This window comes from Paenibacillus thailandensis, from assembly GCF_042685365.1.
GTDB lineage: Bacteria > Bacillota > Bacilli > Paenibacillales > Paenibacillaceae > Paenibacillus_AP > Paenibacillus_AP thailandensis.
This window is the reverse complement of record NZ_JBHUMY010000001.1, coordinates 374,887-396,704: the sequence shown is the minus strand read 5'-3', so window position 1 is coordinate 396,704 and position 21,818 is coordinate 374,887. Positions and strand designations below refer to the sequence as shown.

The 21,818-nt window shown below is 52.6% G+C and carries 24 protein-coding genes; 14 read left to right on the top strand and 10 right to left on the bottom strand.

Translation table 11 applies throughout. The features are described from left to right. Positions 1 to 87 precede the first annotated feature (87 nt). Together ACFSW5_RS01835 and ACFSW5_RS01830 are read left to right on the top strand one after the other, a co-directional pair. The gene (locus ACFSW5_RS01835) at positions 88 to 462 is read left to right on the top strand and encodes a DUF423 domain-containing protein (RefSeq protein ID WP_379269809.1); all 375 of its coding nucleotides are present in this window, start codon (positions 88 to 90) and stop codon (positions 460 to 462) included. A 295-nt stretch (positions 463 to 757) separates the two neighbouring features. Next, a complete protein-coding gene (locus ACFSW5_RS01830; protein ID WP_379269103.1) occupies positions 758 to 2,641 on the top strand; it encodes a putative bifunctional diguanylate cyclase/phosphodiesterase in 1,884 nt (627 codons plus the stop codon). Between the two features lie 124 nt (positions 2,642 to 2,765). On the opposite strand, the gene ACFSW5_RS01825 is transcribed toward ACFSW5_RS01830, so the two are convergent. Continuing rightward, the gene (locus tag ACFSW5_RS01825) at positions 2,766 to 3,227 is read right to left on the bottom strand and encodes a hypothetical protein (protein WP_379269101.1); all 462 of its coding nucleotides are present in this window, start codon (positions 3,225 to 3,227) and stop codon (positions 2,766 to 2,768) included. A gap of 157 nt (positions 3,228 to 3,384) precedes the next feature. Between ACFSW5_RS01825 and ACFSW5_RS01820 the strand changes: the two genes are divergently transcribed. Continuing rightward, a complete protein-coding gene (locus ACFSW5_RS01820; RefSeq protein WP_379269099.1) occupies positions 3,385 to 3,714 on the top strand; it encodes a YunC family protein in 330 nt (109 codons plus the stop codon). A 157-nt stretch (positions 3,715 to 3,871) separates the two neighbouring features. Here ACFSW5_RS01820 and mtnA read toward each other — a convergent pair whose 3' ends face one another. After that, complete coding sequence (mtnA, locus tag ACFSW5_RS01815; RefSeq protein WP_379269097.1) at positions 3,872 to 4,936, bottom strand: S-methyl-5-thioribose-1-phosphate isomerase; 1,065 nt, start codon at positions 4,934 to 4,936, stop codon at positions 3,872 to 3,874. 41 nt (positions 4,937 to 4,977) lie between these two features. Then, positions 4,978 to 6,192, bottom strand: a complete 1,215-nt coding sequence (gene mtnK, locus ACFSW5_RS01810) for an S-methyl-5-thioribose kinase (RefSeq protein ID WP_379269095.1) — start codon at positions 6,190 to 6,192, stop codon at positions 4,978 to 4,980. Between the two features lie 439 nt (positions 6,193 to 6,631). Here mtnK and ACFSW5_RS01805 point away from each other — a divergent pair, with 439 nt between their 5' ends. The 6 genes from ACFSW5_RS01805 to sufB all read left to right on the top strand — a co-directional run bounded on the left by ACFSW5_RS01805 (position 6,632) and on the right by sufB (position 12,486). Continuing rightward, a complete protein-coding gene (locus ACFSW5_RS01805; RefSeq protein ID WP_379269092.1) occupies positions 6,632 to 7,141 on the top strand; it encodes a DUF1802 family protein in 510 nt (169 codons plus the stop codon). Positions 7,142 to 7,305: 164 nt separating this feature from the next. Continuing rightward, positions 7,306 to 8,085, top strand: a complete 780-nt coding sequence (gene sufC, locus ACFSW5_RS01800; protein ID WP_379269090.1) for a Fe-S cluster assembly ATPase SufC — start codon at positions 7,306 to 7,308, stop codon at positions 8,083 to 8,085. Positions 8,086 to 8,104: 19 nt separating this feature from the next. Next, a complete protein-coding gene (gene sufD, locus ACFSW5_RS01795; protein ID WP_379269088.1) occupies positions 8,105 to 9,406 on the top strand; it encodes a Fe-S cluster assembly protein SufD in 1,302 nt (433 codons plus the stop codon). Further along, entirely contained in the window at positions 9,406 to 10,632 is a 1,227-nt protein-coding gene (locus ACFSW5_RS01790) for a cysteine desulfurase (protein WP_379269085.1), read from the top strand. The genes sufD and ACFSW5_RS01790 overlap by 1 nt, the downstream gene beginning before the upstream one ends. After that, positions 10,619 to 11,044: a Fe-S cluster assembly sulfur transfer protein SufU gene (gene sufU / locus ACFSW5_RS01785; protein WP_379269083.1), complete on the top strand. Its 426-nt coding sequence runs from the start codon at positions 10,619 to 10,621 to the stop codon at positions 11,042 to 11,044. Before ACFSW5_RS01790 ends, sufU begins: the two co-directional genes overlap by 14 nt. Positions 11,045 to 11,088: 44 nt before the next feature. Next, positions 11,089 to 12,486, top strand: a complete 1,398-nt coding sequence (gene sufB / locus ACFSW5_RS01780; RefSeq protein ID WP_379269079.1) for a Fe-S cluster assembly protein SufB — start codon at positions 11,089 to 11,091, stop codon at positions 12,484 to 12,486. Between the two features lie 296 nt (positions 12,487 to 12,782). Here the strand turns inward: sufB and ACFSW5_RS01775 are convergent, their stop codons facing one another. From ACFSW5_RS01775 to ACFSW5_RS01765, 3 genes are all read right to left on the bottom strand, one after another. Next, on the bottom strand, positions 12,783 to 13,595 hold the full coding sequence (locus ACFSW5_RS01775; RefSeq protein ID WP_379269077.1) for a hypothetical protein: 813 nt from the start codon (positions 13,593 to 13,595) through the stop codon (positions 12,783 to 12,785). A 103-nt stretch (positions 13,596 to 13,698) separates the two neighbouring features. Continuing rightward, entirely contained in the window at positions 13,699 to 14,160 is a 462-nt protein-coding gene (locus ACFSW5_RS01770; RefSeq protein WP_379269074.1) for an ImmA/IrrE family metallo-endopeptidase, read from the bottom strand. 12 nt (positions 14,161 to 14,172) lie between these two features. Continuing rightward, positions 14,173 to 14,598: a helix-turn-helix domain-containing protein gene (locus tag ACFSW5_RS01765; protein ID WP_379269072.1), complete on the bottom strand. Its 426-nt coding sequence runs from the start codon at positions 14,596 to 14,598 to the stop codon at positions 14,173 to 14,175. A 330-nt stretch (positions 14,599 to 14,928) separates the two neighbouring features. Between ACFSW5_RS01765 and ACFSW5_RS01760 the strand changes: the two genes are divergently transcribed. The 4 genes from ACFSW5_RS01760 to ACFSW5_RS01745 all read left to right on the top strand — a co-directional run bounded on the left by ACFSW5_RS01760 (position 14,929) and on the right by ACFSW5_RS01745 (position 16,738). Further along, the gene (locus tag ACFSW5_RS01760; protein ID WP_379269070.1) at positions 14,929 to 15,534 is read left to right on the top strand and encodes a hypothetical protein; all 606 of its coding nucleotides are present in this window, start codon (positions 14,929 to 14,931) and stop codon (positions 15,532 to 15,534) included. Continuing rightward, a complete protein-coding gene (locus ACFSW5_RS01755) occupies positions 15,531 to 15,713 on the top strand; it encodes a YvrJ family protein (RefSeq protein WP_379269068.1) in 183 nt (60 codons plus the stop codon). The genes ACFSW5_RS01760 and ACFSW5_RS01755 overlap by 4 nt, the downstream gene beginning before the upstream one ends. Continuing rightward, positions 15,703 to 15,948, top strand: coding sequence for a helix-turn-helix domain-containing protein (locus tag ACFSW5_RS01750; protein WP_379269066.1), 246 nt, complete (start codon positions 15,703 to 15,705; stop codon positions 15,946 to 15,948). Before ACFSW5_RS01755 ends, ACFSW5_RS01750 begins: the two co-directional genes overlap by 11 nt. Before the next feature lie 202 nt (positions 15,949 to 16,150). Then, entirely contained in the window at positions 16,151 to 16,738 is a 588-nt protein-coding gene (locus tag ACFSW5_RS01745; RefSeq protein WP_379269064.1) for a DUF3238 domain-containing protein, read from the top strand. A 62-nt stretch (positions 16,739 to 16,800) separates the two neighbouring features. Here ACFSW5_RS01745 and ACFSW5_RS01740 read toward each other — a convergent pair whose 3' ends face one another. From ACFSW5_RS01740 to ACFSW5_RS01725, 4 genes are all read right to left on the bottom strand, one after another. Further along, complete coding sequence (locus ACFSW5_RS01740) at positions 16,801 to 17,280, bottom strand: hypothetical protein (RefSeq protein ID WP_379269062.1); 480 nt, start codon at positions 17,278 to 17,280, stop codon at positions 16,801 to 16,803. A 223-nt stretch (positions 17,281 to 17,503) separates the two neighbouring features. Continuing rightward, a complete protein-coding gene (locus tag ACFSW5_RS01735; RefSeq protein WP_379269060.1) occupies positions 17,504 to 18,571 on the bottom strand; it encodes an HD-GYP domain-containing protein in 1,068 nt (355 codons plus the stop codon). A 103-nt stretch (positions 18,572 to 18,674) separates the two neighbouring features. Beyond that, the gene (locus ACFSW5_RS01730) at positions 18,675 to 19,742 is read right to left on the bottom strand and encodes a ThiF family adenylyltransferase (RefSeq protein WP_379269057.1); all 1,068 of its coding nucleotides are present in this window, start codon (positions 19,740 to 19,742) and stop codon (positions 18,675 to 18,677) included. A 21-nt stretch (positions 19,743 to 19,763) separates the two neighbouring features. Beyond that, positions 19,764 to 20,564, bottom strand: a complete 801-nt coding sequence (locus ACFSW5_RS01725) for a molybdenum cofactor biosynthesis protein (protein WP_379269055.1) — start codon at positions 20,562 to 20,564, stop codon at positions 19,764 to 19,766. Between the two features lie 217 nt (positions 20,565 to 20,781). Here ACFSW5_RS01725 and moaA point away from each other — a divergent pair, with 217 nt between their 5' ends. Next, positions 20,782 to 21,777, top strand: coding sequence for a GTP 3',8-cyclase MoaA (gene moaA / locus ACFSW5_RS01720; protein WP_379269051.1), 996 nt, complete (start codon positions 20,782 to 20,784; stop codon positions 21,775 to 21,777). Positions 21,778 to 21,818 lie beyond the last annotated feature (41 nt).

Genomic DNA, 21,818 nt, shown 5'->3' with positions numbered 1-21,818 from the left:
TCCTCAAGCGCGGCCGTCGGAGGTTCCAAACGATTGCCGCGCATGGAAGGCGGAAAATAGGAGAGCAAAGGGATGAATAAGAGCATGTTGTCCAGATATATGGCAATCGGCGCAATAGGCACGGCGCTTGGCGTCGCCCTCGGCGCGTTCGGCGCCCACGGATTGGAAGGGAAAGTAACGGAGCATTACTTGGACGTGTTCGAAACCGGCGTTCGCTACCATATGTATCATGCCATCGGTTTGATGATCGTCGCCCTGCTGGCGGAGCGCATCGGCTCTTCGAAGCTGCTGCGCACCGGAGCCAACCTGCTTATCGCAGGCGTTATCGTGTTTAGCGGCAGCCTTTATGCGCTTGCCTTAACCGGGAAAGGCATTCTCGGCGCCATTACGCCGATCGGAGGCGTCGCGTTTATCGCGGGCTGGATTTGCGTAGCCGTTGCCGCTTTGAGGGGCAAGGCTTAATTCGGTTGCCGAACGTAAACATCGGGCGTCCACCGGGCGCCGCCTGCCGGCAGAAGTCAATAGAGTCGGTCTATATAAGCCGTGCCGATAATGGGTGTTCCGAATCGGTACGGCTTATATTTTTGACGAGAAGGCAACCGCCCGCAGACGATGGGATGGCCTTGCGTCAGGCGCGGGTCCGCCGAAATTAGGGTGTCGGGCCGTTAACAAATATTGCTATGCCGAATTCCGTTCATCGTTTATAATAGAGCTACATGGCACTTGCTTAACTTGTACATAGGAAGGAAGTTGGTGCGTGACGAAACGGAATCGTAGTACGTTTGAAAGACGAATGCAGCTCCTCGCCGGCGCCGGATGGATCGGGTTTGCAGGGCTGGCGGCCGCAGCCGCCGCTTTAATCGTCGTTTCATTGATGTTGTTCTCCGCCCCCGCGCTCCGCTGGATTTCATCTGCAGCCATCGTTGCGGCGTTCGCGCTATTTTGGCTGCACCTGCGAGGAAAGCAAGAGATTGCCGGCTTTTCTGCCTATCATACGCCTGTCATGGAATGTATTCTGAAAGCTGACGTCTTCCCGATTGCGGTTCTCGACCGCAAAGGCGTTATCTTGGAAGCGAACGAAGCGTTGGCGAGCCTGCTCGGTTATTCCAGACACGAGCTTCTCGGCGCATCCTTGGAGCCGATCGCGGAGGCGGGCAGCCGCACCGCTTTGCGGGACGGACTGGCGCGTTCGCTCTCCGGAACGGTGGAGCAAAGAACGATTCAATTGACTCAGCGGTCGGGATTTCCCCTTGATCTTCAAGCCGTCTGCTCTCCGATGGCCGAAGGGCCGGCCGTGATCGGAACGGTATTGTTTCTTCAGGATTTGAGCGATCGCAAGCGCAATATCGAACGGATCCGGTACATGGCTTATTATGACGATCTGACGGGACTGCCGAATCGCACTCATTTTTATATGAAGCTTGCGGATTCCCTGGAACGGGCCCGCAGCGAAGATACGATGGTCGGCTTATGCTATTTGGATCTGGACCGTTTTAAGCTGGTTAACGCTTCGTTCGGGCGCGAAGTCGGCGACATGCTGCTTCTTCAAGTGGCCGAACGGCTGACGCGTCTTCTCGGCGGATACGATTTTGCCGCAAGGCTGGAGGGCGAAGAGTTTGTCGTCGCGTTTATGGGCGTAAACTCGGAGGCGACGCTGGAACTGAAAGCCCGGGCTATTCTGAAGACGATCGGGGAACCGTTCGAGCTTCGGGGCCTGCCGGTTCAAATTACCGCCAGCATCGGCATGGCCATGAGCTGCGCGGCCGGTGACGACAGCTATTCGCTTCTGAAGAAAGCGGATGTCGCCCTGGTCAAAGCGAAGGAAAGCGGAAGCAACGATTGCCTGCTTTACCGGGAGGATTGGAGCGACGCTTCGCTTGCCCGCCTGACGCTGCAGCACGAAATGTACAGAGCGATCGAGCGGAAAGAGTTTTTTCTGATGTACCAGCCGCAATACGACCTCATGACCGGAACGATTATCGGGGTGGAGGCTTTGCTCCGCTGGATGCATCCGGAGAGGGGCCTTATCCCTCCGGGAGAATTTATTTCGCTTGCGGAAGAAAGCGGCATGATCGTCGAGATCGGCGAGTGGGTGCTGCAAGAAGCTTGCCGTCAGAACAAGGAGTGGCAGGATCGAGGGCTTCCGCCGATGCCCGTCTCCGTCAATTTATCCATCCGGCAGTTCCTGCAGCAGGATTTGACCGAGCGCATAGCAGCCATTCTGGAATCGACCGGGCTTGAGCCGAAATATTTGGATCTCGAGATTACAGAGTCGATGACGATGGACGTTGCGCATGTCGCGAGATGCCTGGCCGAGTTGACCAAGCTTGGCGTAGGGATCAGCATTGACGATTTCGGGACGGGCTATAGCTCTTTCCACTACTTAAAAAGCTTTCCGATCGACCGGCTGAAGATCGACCGTTCGTTCGTGCGGGATATTCAGCAGGACCCAAGCGACGCGGAAATCGTTGCGGCGATTATCGCCATGGCGCACAACCTGAACATTCAGGTCATAGCGGAAGGCGTCGAAACGGAAGAACAGATGGAGTTTCTGCGCAAGCATCAATGCGACGAAATGCAAGGCTACTACCGAAGTCCGCCGGTATCCAGCCAAAGCATCGAGCAATTGCTCAGCGCTTGAGCGGACGGTCGTCATCGAGCCGACAAACGCGCCAAATAATAAATCCGCCGAGCCTTTATAAGGTTCGGCGGATTTTTTTTCGAATATCGAGACTCCCGTCCGGGATAAGAGACATTAGCCGCATCTAACCGATATCTTCGATTTCGGTTAAACGGAAGGTGTACACCGCTTTTTCGTCGACATGATATATCGTCACGAGGTTGTCTTGCTCGTCCAGACGGAGGATGCGGCACGGAATGCTCAGCTTGACGCCCAGCCCTTTGTTAACGGTCATCCGGACAAGACTGTTATCCGACTGAAGGGAGCGAAGCGTGCTCCAGCCGTTAAAGCCTTCGCCTTCGCCGTGGCCGCCGGCTTTCCCGCTATCGTCGCCTGTAGGGACCGGCGTGGAAACCGGAAGCTTCTCCTTCCGGCTTGTTATTTCTTGGCCGAGCTGGATTCCCGATAAAATGCGGTAATCTTGAAAATCGCACCGGTTCAGCTCGGTTATTAATTTTTGAAGCGCTTTCTTATGATCAGGTTCGTCAAGAAGCAGCTCGACTTGATAGATATAGCTGTTTTTAGCAGATGTTCGATTATTGTCCATAGATCCTCCGAACTACCAAGGTGATATCTCTACTATATCATCAAAATGCACGCAGAAGAAGTCCCAATCGAAAGCGTCAACACGTCGAAGGCTCCCTGCATATAATGATTTGCGAGCGGCTTCGCCCGATACGGTGAGATGAAGGGGGTGGAACCAAATGATGCAGATGGTCCCGGTCACGCTGGATAACGGCGCTGTTGTGTTGGGCATCGAAGTGAAGCTTCCCAAGACGACTCTGGTCGTTCTTGCCTCCAGCAGCGGGTATATTATGTGCGGCGCGTTGGATGTCGGGCTCTTGAACGAAAGACTGAAAGACCGCGGCATTATTGCCGGGAGAGCGGTAGGCGTGCGCACGATTACCGAACTGCTGGAAGCCCCGCTGGAATCGGTCACGCATATGGCCGAAACGCTTGGCATAACGACGGGGATGAAAGGCGCCGACGCGCTGAAGCTGATGGTACAAGCGGAAAAGGCTTCCCCCTCCTGAACGAAGGATAACCGCAATTGACCGGTTGTGAGAACAGCTCTATACAGGCCGTTTTGAAACGAGCAATTCTATTATTGATGAAGAAACCCTAAGCGCTTCTCCTTCAGCCCGATGGGACGGAGATCCGCTTAGGGTTTATTTTTTGAACTGCAGCAGCTTATTCCATATCCTCGAAAAGCTTCTTCAAATTGACGTCAAACGGCGCTTTGACGATGCCTTTTTCGGTAATGATGGCCGTTACGTATTCGTTCGGCGTAATATCGAAGGCGGGGTTGTACACCTTTACCCCTTGCGGAGCGGTCCGTTTGCCGAAGCCTTCCGTCACTTCTTCCGGGCTCCGCTCCTCGATCGGAATTTCCGCGCCGGTCGGCGTATTGAGATCGATCGTCGAAAGCGGGCAAGCGACATAAAAAGGGATGCCGTGCGCTTTCGCCAGAACGGCTACGCTGTAGGTGCCGATTTTGTTGGCGACGTCGCCGTTGGCCGCCACGCGGTCGGTTCCGACGATAACGGCGTTGACCCAGCCTTTGGACATGACCATGCCGGCCATATTGTCGCAGATCAGCGTAACGTCGACGCCCGCCTGCTGCAGCTCAAACGCCGTCAGCCGCGCTCCTTGCAGCACCGGACGGGTTTCGTCGGCGAATACGCGCAAGCTTACGCCGCGTTCTTGCGCCAGGTAGAACGGAGCAAGCGCCGTTCCGTATTTGGCCGTTGCGAGGCCGCCCGCGTTGCAGTGCGTCAATACGCCCATCCCGTCCTCAAACAGCGACAGCGCGTGCTCGCCAATGAGGCGGTTCGTTTCCTCGTCTTCGCTTTGGATCGCGATCGCCTCGTCCAGGAGCGCCTGCTTGGCCGCTTCGAGCGATACGCCGCTTTCCGCGATTGCCGCCGCTTTAGCCTTCATCCGGTCGAGGGCCCAGAACAGGTTGACCGCCGTCGGACGGGAAGTGGCAAGATACTCCGCTTCCTTGCGGACGGACTCCAGCCATTCCGAGATGCCGCCTTGAACGTCCCGGCTGCCGAGAACAACGCCGTAAGCGGCCGAGATGCCGATGGCGGGAGCGCCGCGCACTTTCAAATGTCTGATCGCTTCCCATACGTCTTGCGTCGTGGTCAGCGGCAAATATACGATTTCCTCGGGAAGCAGCCGCTGATCGAGCAGATCGAGCTTGTCGCCCGCCCAGATGACGGACTGCAATCCAACATATTCGTTAGCCATGTCTGTTTTAATTCCTTCCTATTCTAGATCAATCGCACGGCTTAGCGTTGCTCCGCTGCCGTAACCGCCGCATCAATCGCTTCTTCGATCGAGCGGACGCCGCGATTCGCTTTAATCAAGGCGGTTCCGATGCGGAGCGCCATCCGCTGCGCCCGCTCGCGGGCAGCCGCATCCGGAATCGTGTCGATGTCGGCGACGTGGGACAAGCCCACGATGCGGCGAACGACCTTGCAGCCGGCGAAGCCGACCGCGTCCTGCAGCAGGCGGTTCATGTAAAAATCCTGATACGCCGGCGTGTCCCTGGAGATACGATCCACGTTATGCTCGTTCCATAATGCGCGGAACTTCGCTTCGAACTTGGTCCATACGTCGCGGACCGTATTCGTTAAGTAAGCGCGGAATTCGCGCCGTTTCGCTTCGTCGGCGATCCAATGCTCCTGGCCGGCGTAATTCAGGAACAGGTTGGCGATAAAGGCCCCGACATCGAAGCCCATCGGCCCGTAATAGGCGAACTCGGGATCGATAACCTTCGTCGATTCCGGCGTCGCGAATATGCTGCCCGTGTGCAGATCGCCGTGCAGAAGCGCTTCGCCCTTCGTCAGAAACTTGTCGCGTAGGATGGCGACTTCCAGATGCAGGCTCGCATCCGTCCGGAGAGCTTCGGCCGCGTCCTCGATCGAAGGCTCGTAATTATTGTTGGAAGAGACGGTATACGGATCGTCGAAAATTAAATCTTCCGTAATTTTGCACAGATCCGGGTTAATAAATTTGCCCAGCTGAACTTTTTTGTCCTGTTGGTTCATGCCAAGATCGGAGGTGAAGAAGAGCGTATTCGCCAGGAAGGTCGAAATATGCTCGGCAGCCTTCGGGTACACGGTTCCGTCGATAAGGCCGCGGCGCATGATGACATGGTCGCTCAAATCCTCCATGACGGTAAGCGCAAGCTCCGGGTCGTATTTATAGACCTTCGGCACGAGACCGGGAGCCAGCTTGTTCTGTAGAATAAGCGCTTCGCTTTCGATCCGCGAACGGTCAAGCGAAAGCGGCCACGATTCGCCGACGACTTTGGCATACGGCAAAGCTTGCTTCATGATGAGGCTTTTGCCGCTTGCGGAATCGGTGATATGGAATACCAGGTTTAAGTTGCCGTCTCCGATTTCTTTGGAGGATAGCGCTGCGTCCGCCGGGAAAAAGCCTTCGATGCCGCGGGCGATTTCGATCGCTTCCTGCTCAGAGAGGGGATGGTACTTGGACATGAACTTGTTCGCCTCCGATGATTTAATATGATTGGGGCAATTCGCCGGACCGGGTGGAGGCCGGACCGCAAAGCCCTCCGGGTCTCAAATCGAAATGGTTATTCCGACTGTATCGGGATAGTGCCGATTCTATTGCGGGAAATAAGGGCCAAACGTCCCGTCTCATTGAAGGAATGAAGGCGCGTGCCCTGCCCGTTACTCCAACGTTAAGTATAAAGCATATTTTTTCGGGGTGGAATACTTTATTTCATATCTTGCGCCCTGCGCATTTGATATAATACAGCCATGTTAAAGCGTGTTGAAGGCAGCCGTCGTTCGGAGGAAAAAAACGATTCGCATAATGGGAGGGGTTAAAAATGGGAATAACGATAGATAGACAGCCGATCTACTGAAGGAATGGGCCGTTATTATCAAGGCGCTCCTGGAAGGGAAGCAAATAATGCTGATGCGGAAGGGAGGCATCCGGGAGGAAACGAGGGATTTTCAGCTCATCAGCGATTCCTTTTATCTGTTCCCGACTTATGAGCATCAGAGGAGAGAATTATTAAAGGAAGAATTTCGCGAGGCGCTTGACGAGACGCTGCGCGAGTGGCCGGCGGAGGGCGCAGGCGCTCCGGCCGTACCGCTGCGGGCATACGCCGAGGTCGTCCAAGACATCGAAATCACCGATAAGGAAACGTTGAGCAAGCTTCGCGATTTTCATATTTGGACGGAGGATTTCGCGGAGGAACGGCTGCGCTGGAAAAAAACAAAACCGCTGCACGTCCTTCTGCTTCGGGTTTACAAGCTGGAAGAGCCGCGGGATATGCCCCTGCGCGACGCTTATATCGGCTGCAAATCGTGGGTGAAGCTGCAGGACGAGCCGCCTCAAGGCGCGATGAAGCCGGTGCTGACGGACGAGCAATTCGCGGGGGAAGTTCATAGGATTACCGCGGCCCTTCAAGGCTAGAAACTTGAAGATCGGATGAAGAAGCCGTGAAGAAGGCTCGTTCACGTTGATTTATAACAACACTTATAATAAAATAATTATTGAGAATCGAATGAGAATCAATGTGCTTGTTGAACGACGGTTCAACTTCACTGAACAACCAACCTTGGAGGGATAAGCATATTATGGCAACGCATTTTGTCATTGACGGCCTGAAGGCGTCCATCGAAGAAAAAGAAATATTGAAAGGGATCAACCTGGAGATCAAAGGCGGGGAAATCCATGCCATCATGGGTCCTAACGGCACGGGTAAAAGTACGCTGGCGTCCGCGCTTATGGGACATCCCAAATATGAAGTGACGGAAGGCAAAGTCGAGCTCGACGGCGAAGATTTGCTGGAGATGGGCGTAGACGAGCGCGCGCGCGCAGGCCTGTTCCTGGCGATGCAATATCCGAGCGAAATTCCTGGCGTTACGAACTCGGACTTCCTCCGCAGCGCCATTAACGCCCGCCGCGAGGAAGGCAACGAGATTTCGCTTATCAAGTTTATCCGCCAAATGGAAAGCAAGATGAAAGAGCTGGAGATGAATCCGGAATTCGCGCACCGCTACTTGAACGAAGGCTTCTCCGGCGGCGAGAAGAAACGGAACGAAATTTTGCAAATGATGATGCTGGAGCCTAAAATCGTCGTGCTTGACGAAATCGACTCCGGTCTTGACATCGACGCGCTGAAAGTCGTGGCGAACGGCGTCAACGCGATGCGTTCGGAAGATCGCGGCTTCCTGATCATCACCCACTATCAGCGTTTGCTGAACTACATCACGCCTGATTTCGTTCACGTCATGATGCAAGGCCGCATCGTGAAATCCGGCGGTCCCGAGCTGGCGGCCCGTCTGGAAGCGGAAGGCTATGATTGGGTTAAAGAGGAACTGGGCATCGTAGACGAAACGGTTGGCCAAGCTTAATACGGAGGGGGCATAACGAATGAGCATTCAACTTTCGACGCCTACCGACCGCCAGTCGGCTGAGGCGCTTGCGCGCAGCAAAGGGGAGCCGGAATGGCTTGTCGCTTTGCGCGGGGAAGCGGCTGAGCTTGCGGCAACGCTTGGTTGGCCGAAACCGGAGAAAATGAATATCGAGAAATGGAATTTGACCGCAGTCGGCGCTTACGAGCAAGCCGTTGCCGTCGGTTCGGCAAGCGAGCTTCCGGAAGTCGTGCGCGAGCTTGTGACGGACGGAACGGAGAACATTCTCGTCCAGCAAAATTCCGGCGCCGTGTACGGCAAGCTTTCGGCTGAACTTGCGGCCAAAGGCGTAATTTTCACCGATCTCGAGACGGCATGCAAAGAGCATGGCGAGCTCGTTCAAAAATATTTGTTCCAAGCGCTGAAGAAAGAAGAAGACAAGCTGACGGCGCTTCATGCGGCGCTCTGGAACGGCGGCGTATTCCTGTACGTACCGAAAAACGTCGAAGTCGAAGTTCCGCTTCAGGCGATTCTGGCGACGACGAAAGCGGAAGCTTCGTTCGCGCCGCATATTCTGATCGTGGCCGACAGCCATAGCCGCGTAACGTACGTCGACAACGTGGTTGCCGCACATAACGACGCGAACGCGTATGTTCATCATGCCGGCGTGGAAGTGTTCGTCGGACCCGGCGCGGTCGTGCGTTTCGGTTCGATCCACCAGCTGTCGGAGGGCGGCGTCGATTTGACGCTTCGCCGCGCGGTGATCGACAACGACGGCCGCATCGAATGGATTATCAGCGACCTGAACGACGGAGCTACGCTGTCCGACACGTCTTCGCTGCTGAAAGGCAACGGCTCGTCTTCGGACGCGAAAGTGATCAGCATCGGCAAAAACAGCCAGCAGATGAGCATCACGACCCGCGCGGTTCACTTCGGTCTCAGCTCCGAGAGCGACATGATTACGCGTGCGGTCATGAAGGATTCCGCAACGGCGATCATTAACGGCATCACGAAAATCGAGAAGGGCGCCACGAAGGCGAACGGCCAGCAAACGGAGCGCGTGCTGATGCTGAGCCCGAAAGCGCGCGGGGACGCGAACCCGATCCTTCTTATCGACGAGGACGACGTGAAAGCCGGCCATGCCGCAAGCGTCGGCCAAGTGAACCCGGAACAAGTTTATTACTTGATGTCCCGCGGTATTTCCAAGGCGGAAGCGGAACGTCTGATCATTTACGGATTTTTGATTCCGGTCGTGACGGAAATTCCGATTGACGCCGTTCGCGAGCAGCTCGAGCGCGTGCTCGAAAGGAAGCTGGGATAATGAATATTCAAGCGATTAAGGAGCAGTTCCCGATCTTGAAGCAGGAGGTAAACGGGCATCCGCTCGTTTACTTGGATAGCGCGGCGTCTTCCCAGAAGCCGCGCTCCGTTATTCAGGCCATTGCCCGTTATTATGAGCACGACCATTCCAACGTTCACCGCGGCGTGCATACGCTCGGCTCCCGGGCGACCGAAGCTTACGAAGGCGCCCGCGAGAAGGTTGCGGCTTTCCTGAACGCGGCGCAGCCGGAGGAAATCGTCTTTACGCGCGGCACGACGACGGCGCTGAACCTTGTCGCCAGCTCTTATGCCCGCACGGTATGCAAGGAAGGCGACGAAATCGTCATCACGCCGATGGAGCATCACGCCAACCTGATTCCTTGGCAGCAAGCGGCTAAAGCGACCGGCGCGACGCTGAAGTACATTCCGCTTCAGCCGGACGGCTCCTTGTCGCTCGAAGACGTAGAGAAGACGATTACCCCCAATACGAAGCTCGTTTCGGTTACGTATGTATCCAACGTGCTTGGCGTCGTCAATCCGGTCAAGGAAATCGCGAAGATCGCCCATAAGAACGGCGCGGTCATGGTCGTAGACGGCGCGCAAAGCACGGCGCATATGAAGGTCGACGTGCAGGATCTCGACTGCGATTTTTACGCCTTCTCCGGCCATAAAATGTGCGGGCCTACCGGTATCGGCGCGTTGTACGGCAAAAAGAAGCTGCTTGAGACGATGGAGCCGATCGAGTACGGCGGCGAAATGATCGATTTCGTCGACCTTTACGAATCGACGTGGAAGGACGTCCCTTACCGGTTTGAAGGCGGCACGCCGATCATTGCCGGAGCGGTAGGGCTTGCGGCTGCAATCGACTTCCTGCAGGAAATCGGGATGGATGAAATCGACAAGCATGATCGCAAGCTTGCCGCATATGCTTACGACAAGCTGACGAGGATCGACGGCATTACGGTTTACGGTCCGAGCGCGAACAGAGTCGGTCTCGTGACGTTCAATCTGGGCGACATTCATCCGCACGACGTCGCTACCGTGTTGGATTCGGAAGGCGTCGCGATCCGCGCCGGCCACCACTGCTGCCAGCCGTTGATGCGCTGGCTGAATGTATCGGCGACGGCAAGAGCAAGCTTTTATTTATACAATACCGAAGAGGACATTGACCGCTTGGCGGATGCCCTACTAAAAACAAAGGAGTTCTTCGGTCATGCAATTGGATGATTTGTACCGCAGAGTGATCATGGATCACTATAAAAACCCGCGCAACCGAGGCACCATGGAGGCCGAAGCCGTAACGGTCAACCTGAACAATCCGACTTGCGGCGACCGGATTCAGCTTCAGCTGCAAGTGGAGGGCGGCATCGTCACCGACGCGAAGTTCACCGGGGAAGGCTGCTCGATCTCGATGAGCTCGGCATCCATGATGACGGAAGCGGTCAAAGGCAAAACGTTCGACGAAGCTTATAATCTGGCCGAAAAGTTCTCGTCGCTGATGAAAGGCGAAGAGGTCGATTTTGAAGAGAACGAAGATATAGAAGCGCTGTCCGGCGTGAACAAATTCCCTGCCCGCATCAAATGCGCGACGCTGGCGTGGAACGCGCTGCGCAAAGGGATCGAACAGCAGCAGCAATAAACACGAAGCGATTGCTTCAAAAATTTTTTAGGAGAGTGAAAACAATGGCCAAAGAAATGCCTGAACTTGATGAATACAAGTACGGCTTCCGCGACGAGCACAAAGCGGTATTCCAATCCGGCAAAGGCCTCACTCCGGAAATCGTGCGCACGATTTCGGAGATGAAGGGCGAACCGGAATGGATGCTGGACTTCCGACTCAAATCGCTGGAGCAATTCAACAAGATGCCGCTGCCGCGTTGGGGCGGCGACCTGGAAGAGCTTGATTTCAACGACATCCAATACTACGTAAAGCCTTCCGAAAAGCAAGGCAAAACGTGGGAAGAAGTTCCGCAAGAAATTAAAGAAACGTTCGACAAGCTGGGTATTCCGGAAGCGGAGCAAAAATTCCTCGCCGGCGTATCGGCTCAATACGAGTCCGAGGTCGTTTACCACAGCATGCAAGAGGATCTCGAGAAGCAAGGCGTTATTTTCATGGATACCGATTCGGCGCTTCGCGAGCATCCGGAAATTTTCAAAGAATATTTCGGTACGGTCATTCCGTCCAGCGACAATAAATTCGCGGCTTTGAACAGCGCGGTATGGTCCGGCGGCAGCTTTATCTACGTGCCGAAAGGCGTGAAATGCGAAATTCCGCTTCAAGCGTACTTCCGCATCAACTCCGAGAACATGGGCCAATTCGAAAGAACGCTCATTATCGCCGACGAAGGCAGCTTCGTCCATTACGTCGAAGGCTGTACCGCTCCGGTATACAGCACGAACTCGCTGCACAGCGCCGTCGTGGAAATTATCGTCAAGAAAGACGCGCGCGTCCGTTACACGACGATCCAGAACTGGGCGCCGAACATTTACAATCTCGTGACGAAACGCGCGGTTGCGGAAGAAAACGCCAATATGGAATGGGTCGACGGCAACATCGGTTCCAAGCTGACGATGAAATATCCGGCTGTCGTGCTGAAAGGCCGCGGCGCGAAAGGCTCCGTTCTTTCCATCGCGGTTGCGGGCAAAAACCAGCACCAAGATGCCGGCGCAAAAATGATCCACCTTGCTCCGGATACGACTTCGACGATCGTATCGAAATCGATCAGCAAGCACGGCGGCAAAGTAACGTACCGCGGTCTCGCATCGTTCCGCCGCGGCGCGGAAGGCGCGAAATCGAATATCAAGTGCGATACGCTCATTCTCGATAACGAGTCGACGTCGGATACGATTCCGTACAACGAAATCATGAACGACAATATTACGCTCGAGCATGAAGCGACGGTATCGAAAGTATCGGAAGACCAGCTCTTCTATCTGATGAGCCGCGGCCTGTCCGAAGCCGAAGCGACGCAAATGATCGTAATGGGCTTCATCGAGCCGTTCACGAAAGAGCTGCCGATGGAGTACGCGGTCGAAATGAACCGTCTCATCAAGTTCGAGATGGAAGGAAGTATCGGATAAGCTTTTAGAACCAGGGTTTTTTGAAGTAGCGGACGCGCTTGCCCACATTTGCCCACATTATTTAACGTACTGGGCAAATAGGTCGAGCGCGTCCTTTTCCATTTTATTGGTTACATATAGGTATTTCTCAGTCGTTTTGGTTGATGAATGTCCAAGACGTACATATCTAATGTTGCGCCAGCCTCAAGTAAATGAAAGGCATAACTGTGGCGCAGCGCGTGCGGTGATAGTTGCAATGAAATGGCTCGACAAAGAAATGCTCCGGCTAATAGTCGCCGGAGCATTTCTGCATCTTCTTATTCTTTTTCGTTTGCATCGCCTGCAGAGAACATGATTCCGATCACATCGGACCCCATAATGTGGTACTTGATTCCGTTCCGAATAGTAGACTTATCAAGATCATTGATGTTCATGTTTTCATCTAAAAGCCCGAGATCTCCAAGAACATCACCTCTTTCGTCTGCAGTTAACGTTGGGTTGGTGCTTGCAATAAGTGTTCCAATCGCTAATATAATATCGGTACCAGATTCAACTGTACCGTCACCAGCTCCCATAATCATCACATCTCTAACGCTACCGTCCTTTTTATTTACAGTTCCGGTTAGACCCAAATTATCCGTAAACATAACTTGGAATGTATTTTGAACTTGTCCTTCCTCCACGGTTAGTTTGTTAATGTTAAACGACGCATCAAACTCCTTTGCCGCAGAATTAAACGCTTCTTTGAATTCTTCTGGTGTCATCCCGATCGTTCCAGGAATCGCTTCCTCTTCGGCCTTCTTAGCTTCTTCGGCAGCAGCTTTAGCCTCTTCGGCCTTTTTAGCTTCTTCAGCTGCAGCAGCCTCCTTTGCCTTCGTTTCCTCCTCGGCATTCAGCTTGGCTTGTTTCTCTTTTTCAGCCTTAGCATCAGCAGTTTGGTTTGAAGCACTATTAGCAGGTTCGGAAGTTGTATCAGGGGAGACACTAATTAAAATTATTGAAATTACAAATGCAGAGCCGGATATTGCGAACCACCTTTTTGCCTTTCCGTCTTTCCGTATTGCTGCTACTATCCCCATAATCAGAAATACGATGAACGCTAAGAATACAATAACCCCAATAAAAGCCAAGACTATCTCTCCTTTAAATAATTTAGTAACATTTTACTATATACTTCCTAATTTTAATATCGGTTGCATCATTATAAAATTAGATACGCTGAGAAGCGTTAAACTAAAACGTAAAAAACGATCTTTCGTCGCGCCAAAAGCTTTTTTCCGCGGGCATTCGTTTCAGCCGGGACACTTCCTCCGGGACGCCGCATAAAGCGGCGATGTGACGAATGGAATGCTCCAGCAGCAGCTCGTCCGGTATGAGAAGCTCGGCGGCGAATTCGTTCGCTTCGCGTTCAATACGCTCGATGGAAAAATACGTGTTTCTTTTGAGGAAAGGCGTGTTCACCTTCGGGTGCAGGATCGCGTGTCCGAGCTCATGGGAACACGTGAACCGCTGCTCTTCTTCGCTTAAAGCATTGTTAATGTGGATCATCTTGATCCGCTTATACGTATTGAAATAGCCCATGATGCTGCCGAGAGGCTCAAAGAGCACGACGATATTTTTCTGGGAAGCAATCACAAAGGGGTTGTTCGTGCCGTGCTTGCGTATAAGCTGCTTAACCGTTTTTTTAATCCCCATGAATCTGCCCCTTTATTTCTGTTTATTGGGATTGAATTTGGCTTTGGCCATACTTTTCGCAAGTCTTAAAGAATTTTCAAGCGAAATGCGCATAAGCTCCTTCGTTTCTTCATCCATGGGCTCTCCGTGAAAAGCGAGCGCTTCGTTTGATTCGAGTTCGCTGATCATTCTTTCGAGGTCAAGCGCGATGTCGCGTTCTTCCTTGGCCGATAGAGCCTGGGAGCTGCCGCTTCGGCCGTCCCCTTCCGAGCCGATCAAATCGTTAGGGCTGACGCGAAGCACCCGCGCTAAGTGGGTTAACGTTTCTACGCTTGGATTATAGCGGTCGCGTTCGACGTCCGCAAGGTACGAACGGGACATATTCGCCTGTTCGGCAAGCTCGGCTTGGGTGAGACGGTTCAGCTTGCGAAATTTCCGAATGTTTTCGCCTATGGTCACGTTGACTACACTCCTTAGTGTCGGTTATAACGACAATTTCCTTTATTATAAGGTTAAAATGACGGATATACAAGTGATTTTAAGGAAAAAGCTAGAAAACGGAGGTTTAGCCTGCTTATTCGTCCGAAAACGGAGAAAAATCGGTGCGAGAAGGCTTTTACAAAAATGACGGAAATACAGTACATTTAAAATATCCAAACATGAGAAGCCCCTTCGCAGAAGGGGGATTTTTTTATCTAAATCAAGAACATTTGTTCTCATAGGTAGATATTTTTTCCTTAAATCCCACTTTATGAACGGGAGCGAATAAATCTATTGGGAGGGATCAGATTGGCATTAACCGATGAGCAAAGAGAACGATTTTTGTGCTACTGCAAGGAGAATCGCCTCATTTTTTCAAACCGCGCAGTACGAAGTTTTTTCGAAATTGAAGAGAACATTGAACTTCTTCTAAAAGCTCTTGATGGGGGGGAAGACTTTAAAAAAGAATTAGAGGATCGTTTTCGCAAACATTTTTTTCGTATCCGTTTTATTAAGTATCTTTCTTCCACCATTAAATTCTGTACGATCGATCAGATGCGTCTCAATCAAAAAAATGATTGGCGAAATCAGCTTATATTTGATCGCCCCGCTTCGGAAGAAGGGGATGTTACGCTGGGAGAGTTATTGTTAGGCAAAAAAGAGCAAATTGAATCGGAAACGATTATTTTGGAACCGTCACAGTTTCAAGCTTCTTTTTCCAATGAGTATTTGTCGCAAGCGTTTTCCGTTCTCTCGCAAAAACAGCAGCTCATTACAACCCTTTGTTATGCATTCTGCTATCAGGATAAAGAAATTGCCCGCCTCATCGGAGTATCCCCGCAAGCCGTTGGAAAAACGAGAAACATAGCTTTACAGAAGCTTCGCCTTGCTTTGCTTGAGAGGAGGGGAGAATGATGGACGATCCGTCTCTTTCGTATTTGCTTACCGCAGTCAGCCAGGTTGGATTTCCGATTGTTTTAACCGGTTATTTGCTTATTCGTTTTGAGAAGAAACTCGAAACGCTTACCGAGAGCATTCTAAACCTGACAGAAGTCATCCATAAAAAAATGAGTGAGGATAGTAATGGAAAATGATCTTTTTGATTTAGTTCAGAAAGCGCAAAGCGGCGATAGAGCTGCTCTGCAGGAAATTATATCCATGTTCATGCCGGCTGTTCGAAGTGCAAAGTACAAAATAAAGTCGGACCGGCGTGACGATCTTGAGCAGAGCATTGTCGAAACCATGATTAAGAAAATCATGGCCTACGATTTGACCAGCACTCCGGATTTTTCCGAGTTTTGCAAGCAATTATGTAAATGGAACGGGTAGCCGGTTTTATTGACTGGCGCCTTTTTTTTATAACTTTGAGGTAAGAATCGCACATCCTCGTCACACTTCTCATCTAAATAAATTTGCTTTAAAGGTTGTTATTCGTTCGTTACATCTCACTTTACAGGTACAGGCAGCCGAGATGATCTCGAATCCCGGGAAGTGATCATTATCGATGCCTCAAATAAAAGGAGGTTATATCATGGCAAACATAGTAGAAGTTCGTTTTGCGGCATTCATTCCCCAAGCATGGATCGAGTTTATGCGGACGACGGAAGTCATCATTCAGTACAACGGCAATAACCGTGAATTTACGTATTACACGGAAAACCAGCCGGAAAAATCGAAAATGGTTCAACATATCGTTTGCGATTTTAGCCAAAAAGCAATCAAACATTATAAATCTACAGGTCCCACAATCGAGAGAACGATCGATATCGACACCGGCGAAGTTCTTCGCGAGTTTTATGACCATGCAGGAACAGAAGGGTTGACCATTTCGGATACAAGCATTTCAAGCACGCAAGCTTCTTTTAAAATTCGGGCCAGCGTCGCCAACCCTCTCAATACGGACGCACCGGCTATTGATTGGGAGTACACGGTTACCGTGACAAGCTCCGGCAAAGTCACGGTTGTAGGTCAACACGACGGGTACCCGGCGCACGAAATTTATAAAAGGGTAGACAGCGGCACGCCGGTTTTAATCTATAAACACGATCCGCGTACAACGGGCGAAACCGTCGCCTCTTTGTTCCCGCCGATGGAGCACTCGGTAAACAAGTCGGCGTAAGGCATAAGTAAATGTAGCTTGAACAAACGGCCATCCGGATTTCCCGGATGGCCGTCTGTCAGTTAAACCATGAATAAGGCTATCAGTATCAAGAGGATTACGATAGAAACAATCAAATAGATTTTTTTTCCCCGGTTCCGCTTTTCTTGACCGACCCATACGCCATAAGAAAACAACAAAGAAGTGGAAGCAAACATCGCTACAAAGAGCAATCCTTCGACGGATATAAGAAAAGAGGAGCCGAAGAAAACTCCGAAGCCGGAGATGATCGGTACAATGCTTGCCGGAATCAGGCTAATGATAAAAAAAAGCAAGGTTTGCAGCCAGAAGGTGTAACGATTAAATCTTTTAAGAATTAGAACCGCCAACAAATAGAGACCCATCATAACACACATAAACGTAGGGAAGGTCCAAAATAGAAGCCGACTCACATCGTCGCTTCCCAGCGCTTCGCCCATAAATTTTAAAATCAACGTATAAACGAATATCCCTACGGTATAACTCGATAAAGCGGTCCACAAATAATACAGCGATCTTCTCATCAAATTACCTCCTGGAGAAACGGGTTCAGACGAATGCGGTTCGCCCTATCCGGGCGTTCGCATCTAATCTCCGATGTAACGGCTTGAGGTAATTATACCATTGCTACTAAATAATGATAACGATAACAACTACTGTAGCTGTGACAATTAGTTGAACCGTTTAAACAAAAATATCCCCCGATCCGACTTTTGACAACGGCGGAGTCCGGGGGATACCATGGGGCTATAAATAAATCTCTTTGATCACATAATCGCGCTCGACCGCCAGATCGATGAAACGGTCGCCGATCTGAATGAGCGGACGGAAGAAATCAATCGGGTGGGTCATGATGATCGTGCCGATTTCTCCGGACTCGAGCTCGGCTTTTTTGCCGATGAAATTCGGAATCATATGTTTAATGAACGTTTGCGTAATATGAGGATCCAGTTCGATAAAGCTGAGGCGGTATAGCTCTTTCAGAACAAACAGCATATCGCGTTTCTTCTGGTAGACTCGCTCCGAGATCATGGCGCTGTAAATGTCCACGACGCTAATGATTTTCGCTACGGGATGGATATCCTCGCCTCTAACGCCGTGAGGGTAGCCGCTGCCGTTTATTCGCTCGTGATGCTGCAGCGCGCTGACGGCCAAATAAGGCTCTTCGCCAAACGATTCTTTAATGATTTCATAGCCGTACAAGGTATGCTTCTTCACTTCTTCAAACTCGGCTTCCGTCAGCTTTCCGGGCTTGTTCAGCACCGCCGGATCGATTCTGGACTTTCCGATGTCGTGAAGATAACCCGCTTTGGAAATTTGAACGGCTTCTTCCTTGGAATAGCCTAACCAGGATGCCAGATAATACGATAACATGCCAACCTGGATGGAATGCTGATATGTATAATCGTCCTCGGTGTTCAATAACAGAAGCAAAGATACGACATCGCGCTCCAGTTGAAAATTGTTCAGAAGCGGCTGCAAAACATCCGAAATTTGATCCGGATCGATGATTCCTTCGTTCATGGTATTCTTGTACAAATCTTTAAAGGAAGACACCGCGATCTCGTACAACGGCTGTACGATCGGCAGCCATTTGGGACTAACGGTTGATTCAAGCGTTCTTGCCTGCGATTTGCTCTTCCCGGGGGATTGTCTCTGCTCGATATCCACGAACTCTATTTTATGCTGCAGAAGCTTCGCTATATCGTCGTGCTGCAGCACAGTTCCTTTGGATAGAACATGGAGCCCGTAATCGTTAAAAGCGTCTCCGCTCAAGCGATCCCCGTCGATCAACTCAGTTACATGAATCCTCATGCACGCACCTCGGCCCATTATAATGAGATCATATTAAGCTTAATAGTATCAAGGTAACTAAACAAAGGCAATAAGAGGGTGAGGTTTTTAAAAATAAATAGTGCTAGAAACCTAAAATTTCAGCATAAATCGCCCTTGCTTTTACTGGATTGTCGGTCCCTTGGACAAGGGCGCGGCCGTCCGGGAACAGCACCAGCGTCAATTCGTCCGAGACGGCAATCCGTATAAGATAAGGGCTAGTCTCTACCGGATAGACTGCGCGAAGCCTTGCCGCGAGCTCGGGCAAAGCCAGCTCGACGGGGCTGCCCGGCGATATTTGAATCGTATTGCGGCCGCATAACGCCGCGCTGGCCGGCAGCTCGGAGACGTTGTCCAAATAGTCGAAACGCCGCAATCCGCAAGCCGGGCAGTCCGAGCGCCGCGAGCCGGCAATGCCGAGCGGCATCAAGCTGCCGTTCCACGCATCCACCTGCATCAGCTTGCCGTGCAGCGCTTCCTCGCGGCCGGCAAGCAGCTTCAGCGCCTCGAGCGCCTGCCAAGAGCCGATGATGTCCGAGACGGGCGAAAGAATGCCCGCCGTTTCGCAAGTATCGGCGCTTCCTGCCGGAGGCGGCTCGGGAAACAGGCAGCGGTAGCAGGGCGATATTCCGGGGCGGATCGTCATCGTCACGCCAGCGCCCCCGACCGCGCCGCCGTAAATCCACGGGATGCCGTGCTTGACGCTGACATCGTTTATTAAATATCGGACGGAAAAGTTGTCGGTCCCGTCCAAAATCACATCCACGTCGCCGAGCAGGCTTTCCGCATTCGCGGCGGTAATATCGGCCATAACCGCTTCGACGGCGACGGAGCCGTTAATGCTTCGCAATCGGGCAGCGGCGGCTTCCGCCTTCGGCAAAACGGCTCTGGCGTCGCTCTCGTCATAAAGCACTTGACGCTGGAGATTGCTCCAGTCCACGATATCGCGGTCGATGACGCGGACGAAGCCGACGCCCGAACGAACGAGATGCTGCGCGATTACGGTGCCGAGCGCTCCGACGCCGGCGACGGCGGCGCGGCTGCCCATAATGGCGGCTTGTCCGTCTTTGCCGATGCCGGAATACCGGATTTGCCGGGCATAACGCTGGTCGGCCGGCGGCAAAGACGTTGTCTTCAGTTCAGGCTCATTCATGCTGCGCGACTCCTTTCCGGATCATTGCGGACTTTCATCGTTGCCTTTCGCAGCCGGCGATGCCGTACCCGTCCGGAAGCCTTCGAGGGGGGCCGTCGGGTTCCATGGCCCCAGCTGGTGACCTTTCCATTCGGAGCCGTCCTCCCAAATTTCCTTCTTCCAAATCGGCACGATCTGCTTCAGCCTTTCGATGGCGTAGCGGCTCGCTTCGTAGCAACTGTCCCGATGCGGCGAAGACACGGCAATGACGACGCTGGTCTCCGCCACCGCGACTTCCCCTAGCCGGTGCGTAATCGCGCATAGGGCGCCCGGCCACCGCTCCGCGATTTCGTCGCCGATCTGCTTCATCGTTTGTACCGCCATCGGCTCGTAGGCTTCATAAGAAAGCAGAACGGTGCGTTGCCCTTCCGTCCACTCTCTTGTCGTTCCTGCGAATGCAATCGAAGCGCCGTGTTCGGGTACGATCACTTTGGACAGCACCTCGTTCACGTCGATCGGGTCTCTTGTCAAAACATAAAGAGGGGCTTGCCCCGACTTGTTTTCTTTATCCGTTTGTTCCGGCAGCGGTTCTCCGCCAGAGACGGGCGGCAGAATGGCAAGCTCGTCCTCGGGACGAACGGCCGACTCGTCCGACGCGTAAGCTTGATTGCAAGCGACGTAAGAGGCTTGCAGCAGGCCGGCGTGTTCGGGATGCTTGCCGGCGAGCAGCCGCTTCAGCGCTCCCGCGGTCAGTTCCGGCTCCGCCGTCTCCACCGTAAGCCGGCTCGTTCCGAAGCGTTCCGCAAGTCCGGCAAACAAGTGAACGGACCATTGATATGACATAAGCAAATACCTCGTATTCGGATAGTGTTGAACTGTTATTAGCATACCATAATCCTTTTAAAAATGTTATTCTAGGTGTATAAAGAAAACCTTATATCGCGGCGTTTCCAAGATGAATGACCGCGTATTGAGGCAGGTTTTACCGCCAATCGGAAAGCTCGTTTTCCGTGTTCTAGAATTTGTGCTTTTCCGATGGGGTAGAAAGGGAGTGCGAGCCATGCTGACGGATCGTTTTGGACGAGTGCACGACTATTTGCGTATTTCGGTTACAGACCGGTGTAATTTGCGTTGCCTGTATTGCATGCCGGAAGAAGGCGTCGAATTTATGGAGTCTTCCGAGCTTCTTAGTTACGATCAGATCGTCGAAGTTGTGGAGACGGCCGCGGAGATGGGGATATCGAAGCTCCGGATTACCGGCGGGGAGCCTCTTGTCCGGCCGGGGTTACCGGGCCTCGTCCAACGTCTTGCCGCCATACCCGGCATACGGGATATTGCGCTTACGACAAACGGAATATTTCTGGCAAAACAAGCGGAAGCGCTGAAAGAAGCCGGCCTGACCAGGGTAAACATAAGCCTCGATACGCTGGATCCGGCAAGATTCCGGTTCATTGCCCGCCGCGGCGAATTGAAACGGGTAATGGAAGGAATCGAAGCGGCGGCGGCCGCCGGTTTTTCGCCGATTAAGCTGAACTGCGTGCTGCTGAAAGGGGTCAACGAAGACGAAATCGCCTCTTTCCTGAAGCTGGCCTACGAGCAGCCGCTGCATGTCCGCTTTATTGAATATATGCCGATCGGCCATGCCGACGAAGGCTGGCGAAGCCATTACTTGCCGCTCTCCCGCGTGCTTGAAATCGCCGAAGAGCAAGGATACGCGATCAAGCGCCGGGAGCGGGTGAAAGGAAACGGGCCGTCGGACGATTGGCAGATGGAAGGCGGCGTCGGTTCCTTTGGGCTTATCCATCCGGTAAGCGATCATTTCTGCGCCAGCTGCAATCGCCTTCGGCTGACGGCCGACGGATCGATTAAGCCGTGCTTGTACTGGATGGACGAATTGAACGTGAAGCCGGCTATCGGCAATCGCGAAGCGATGCGCGCTTTGTTCGAGCGCGCCATGAACGTAAAGCCGGTCAGCCATGAAATGGCCGCCAAGCTTGCGGGCGAGGCGCAATCCCATATGCCGACGGAGCGGAGGATGTCCCAGATCGGCGGGTAGCCGCGCCGCATGGCCGGCGCAAGGCCGGGGCAAGGCCGGGG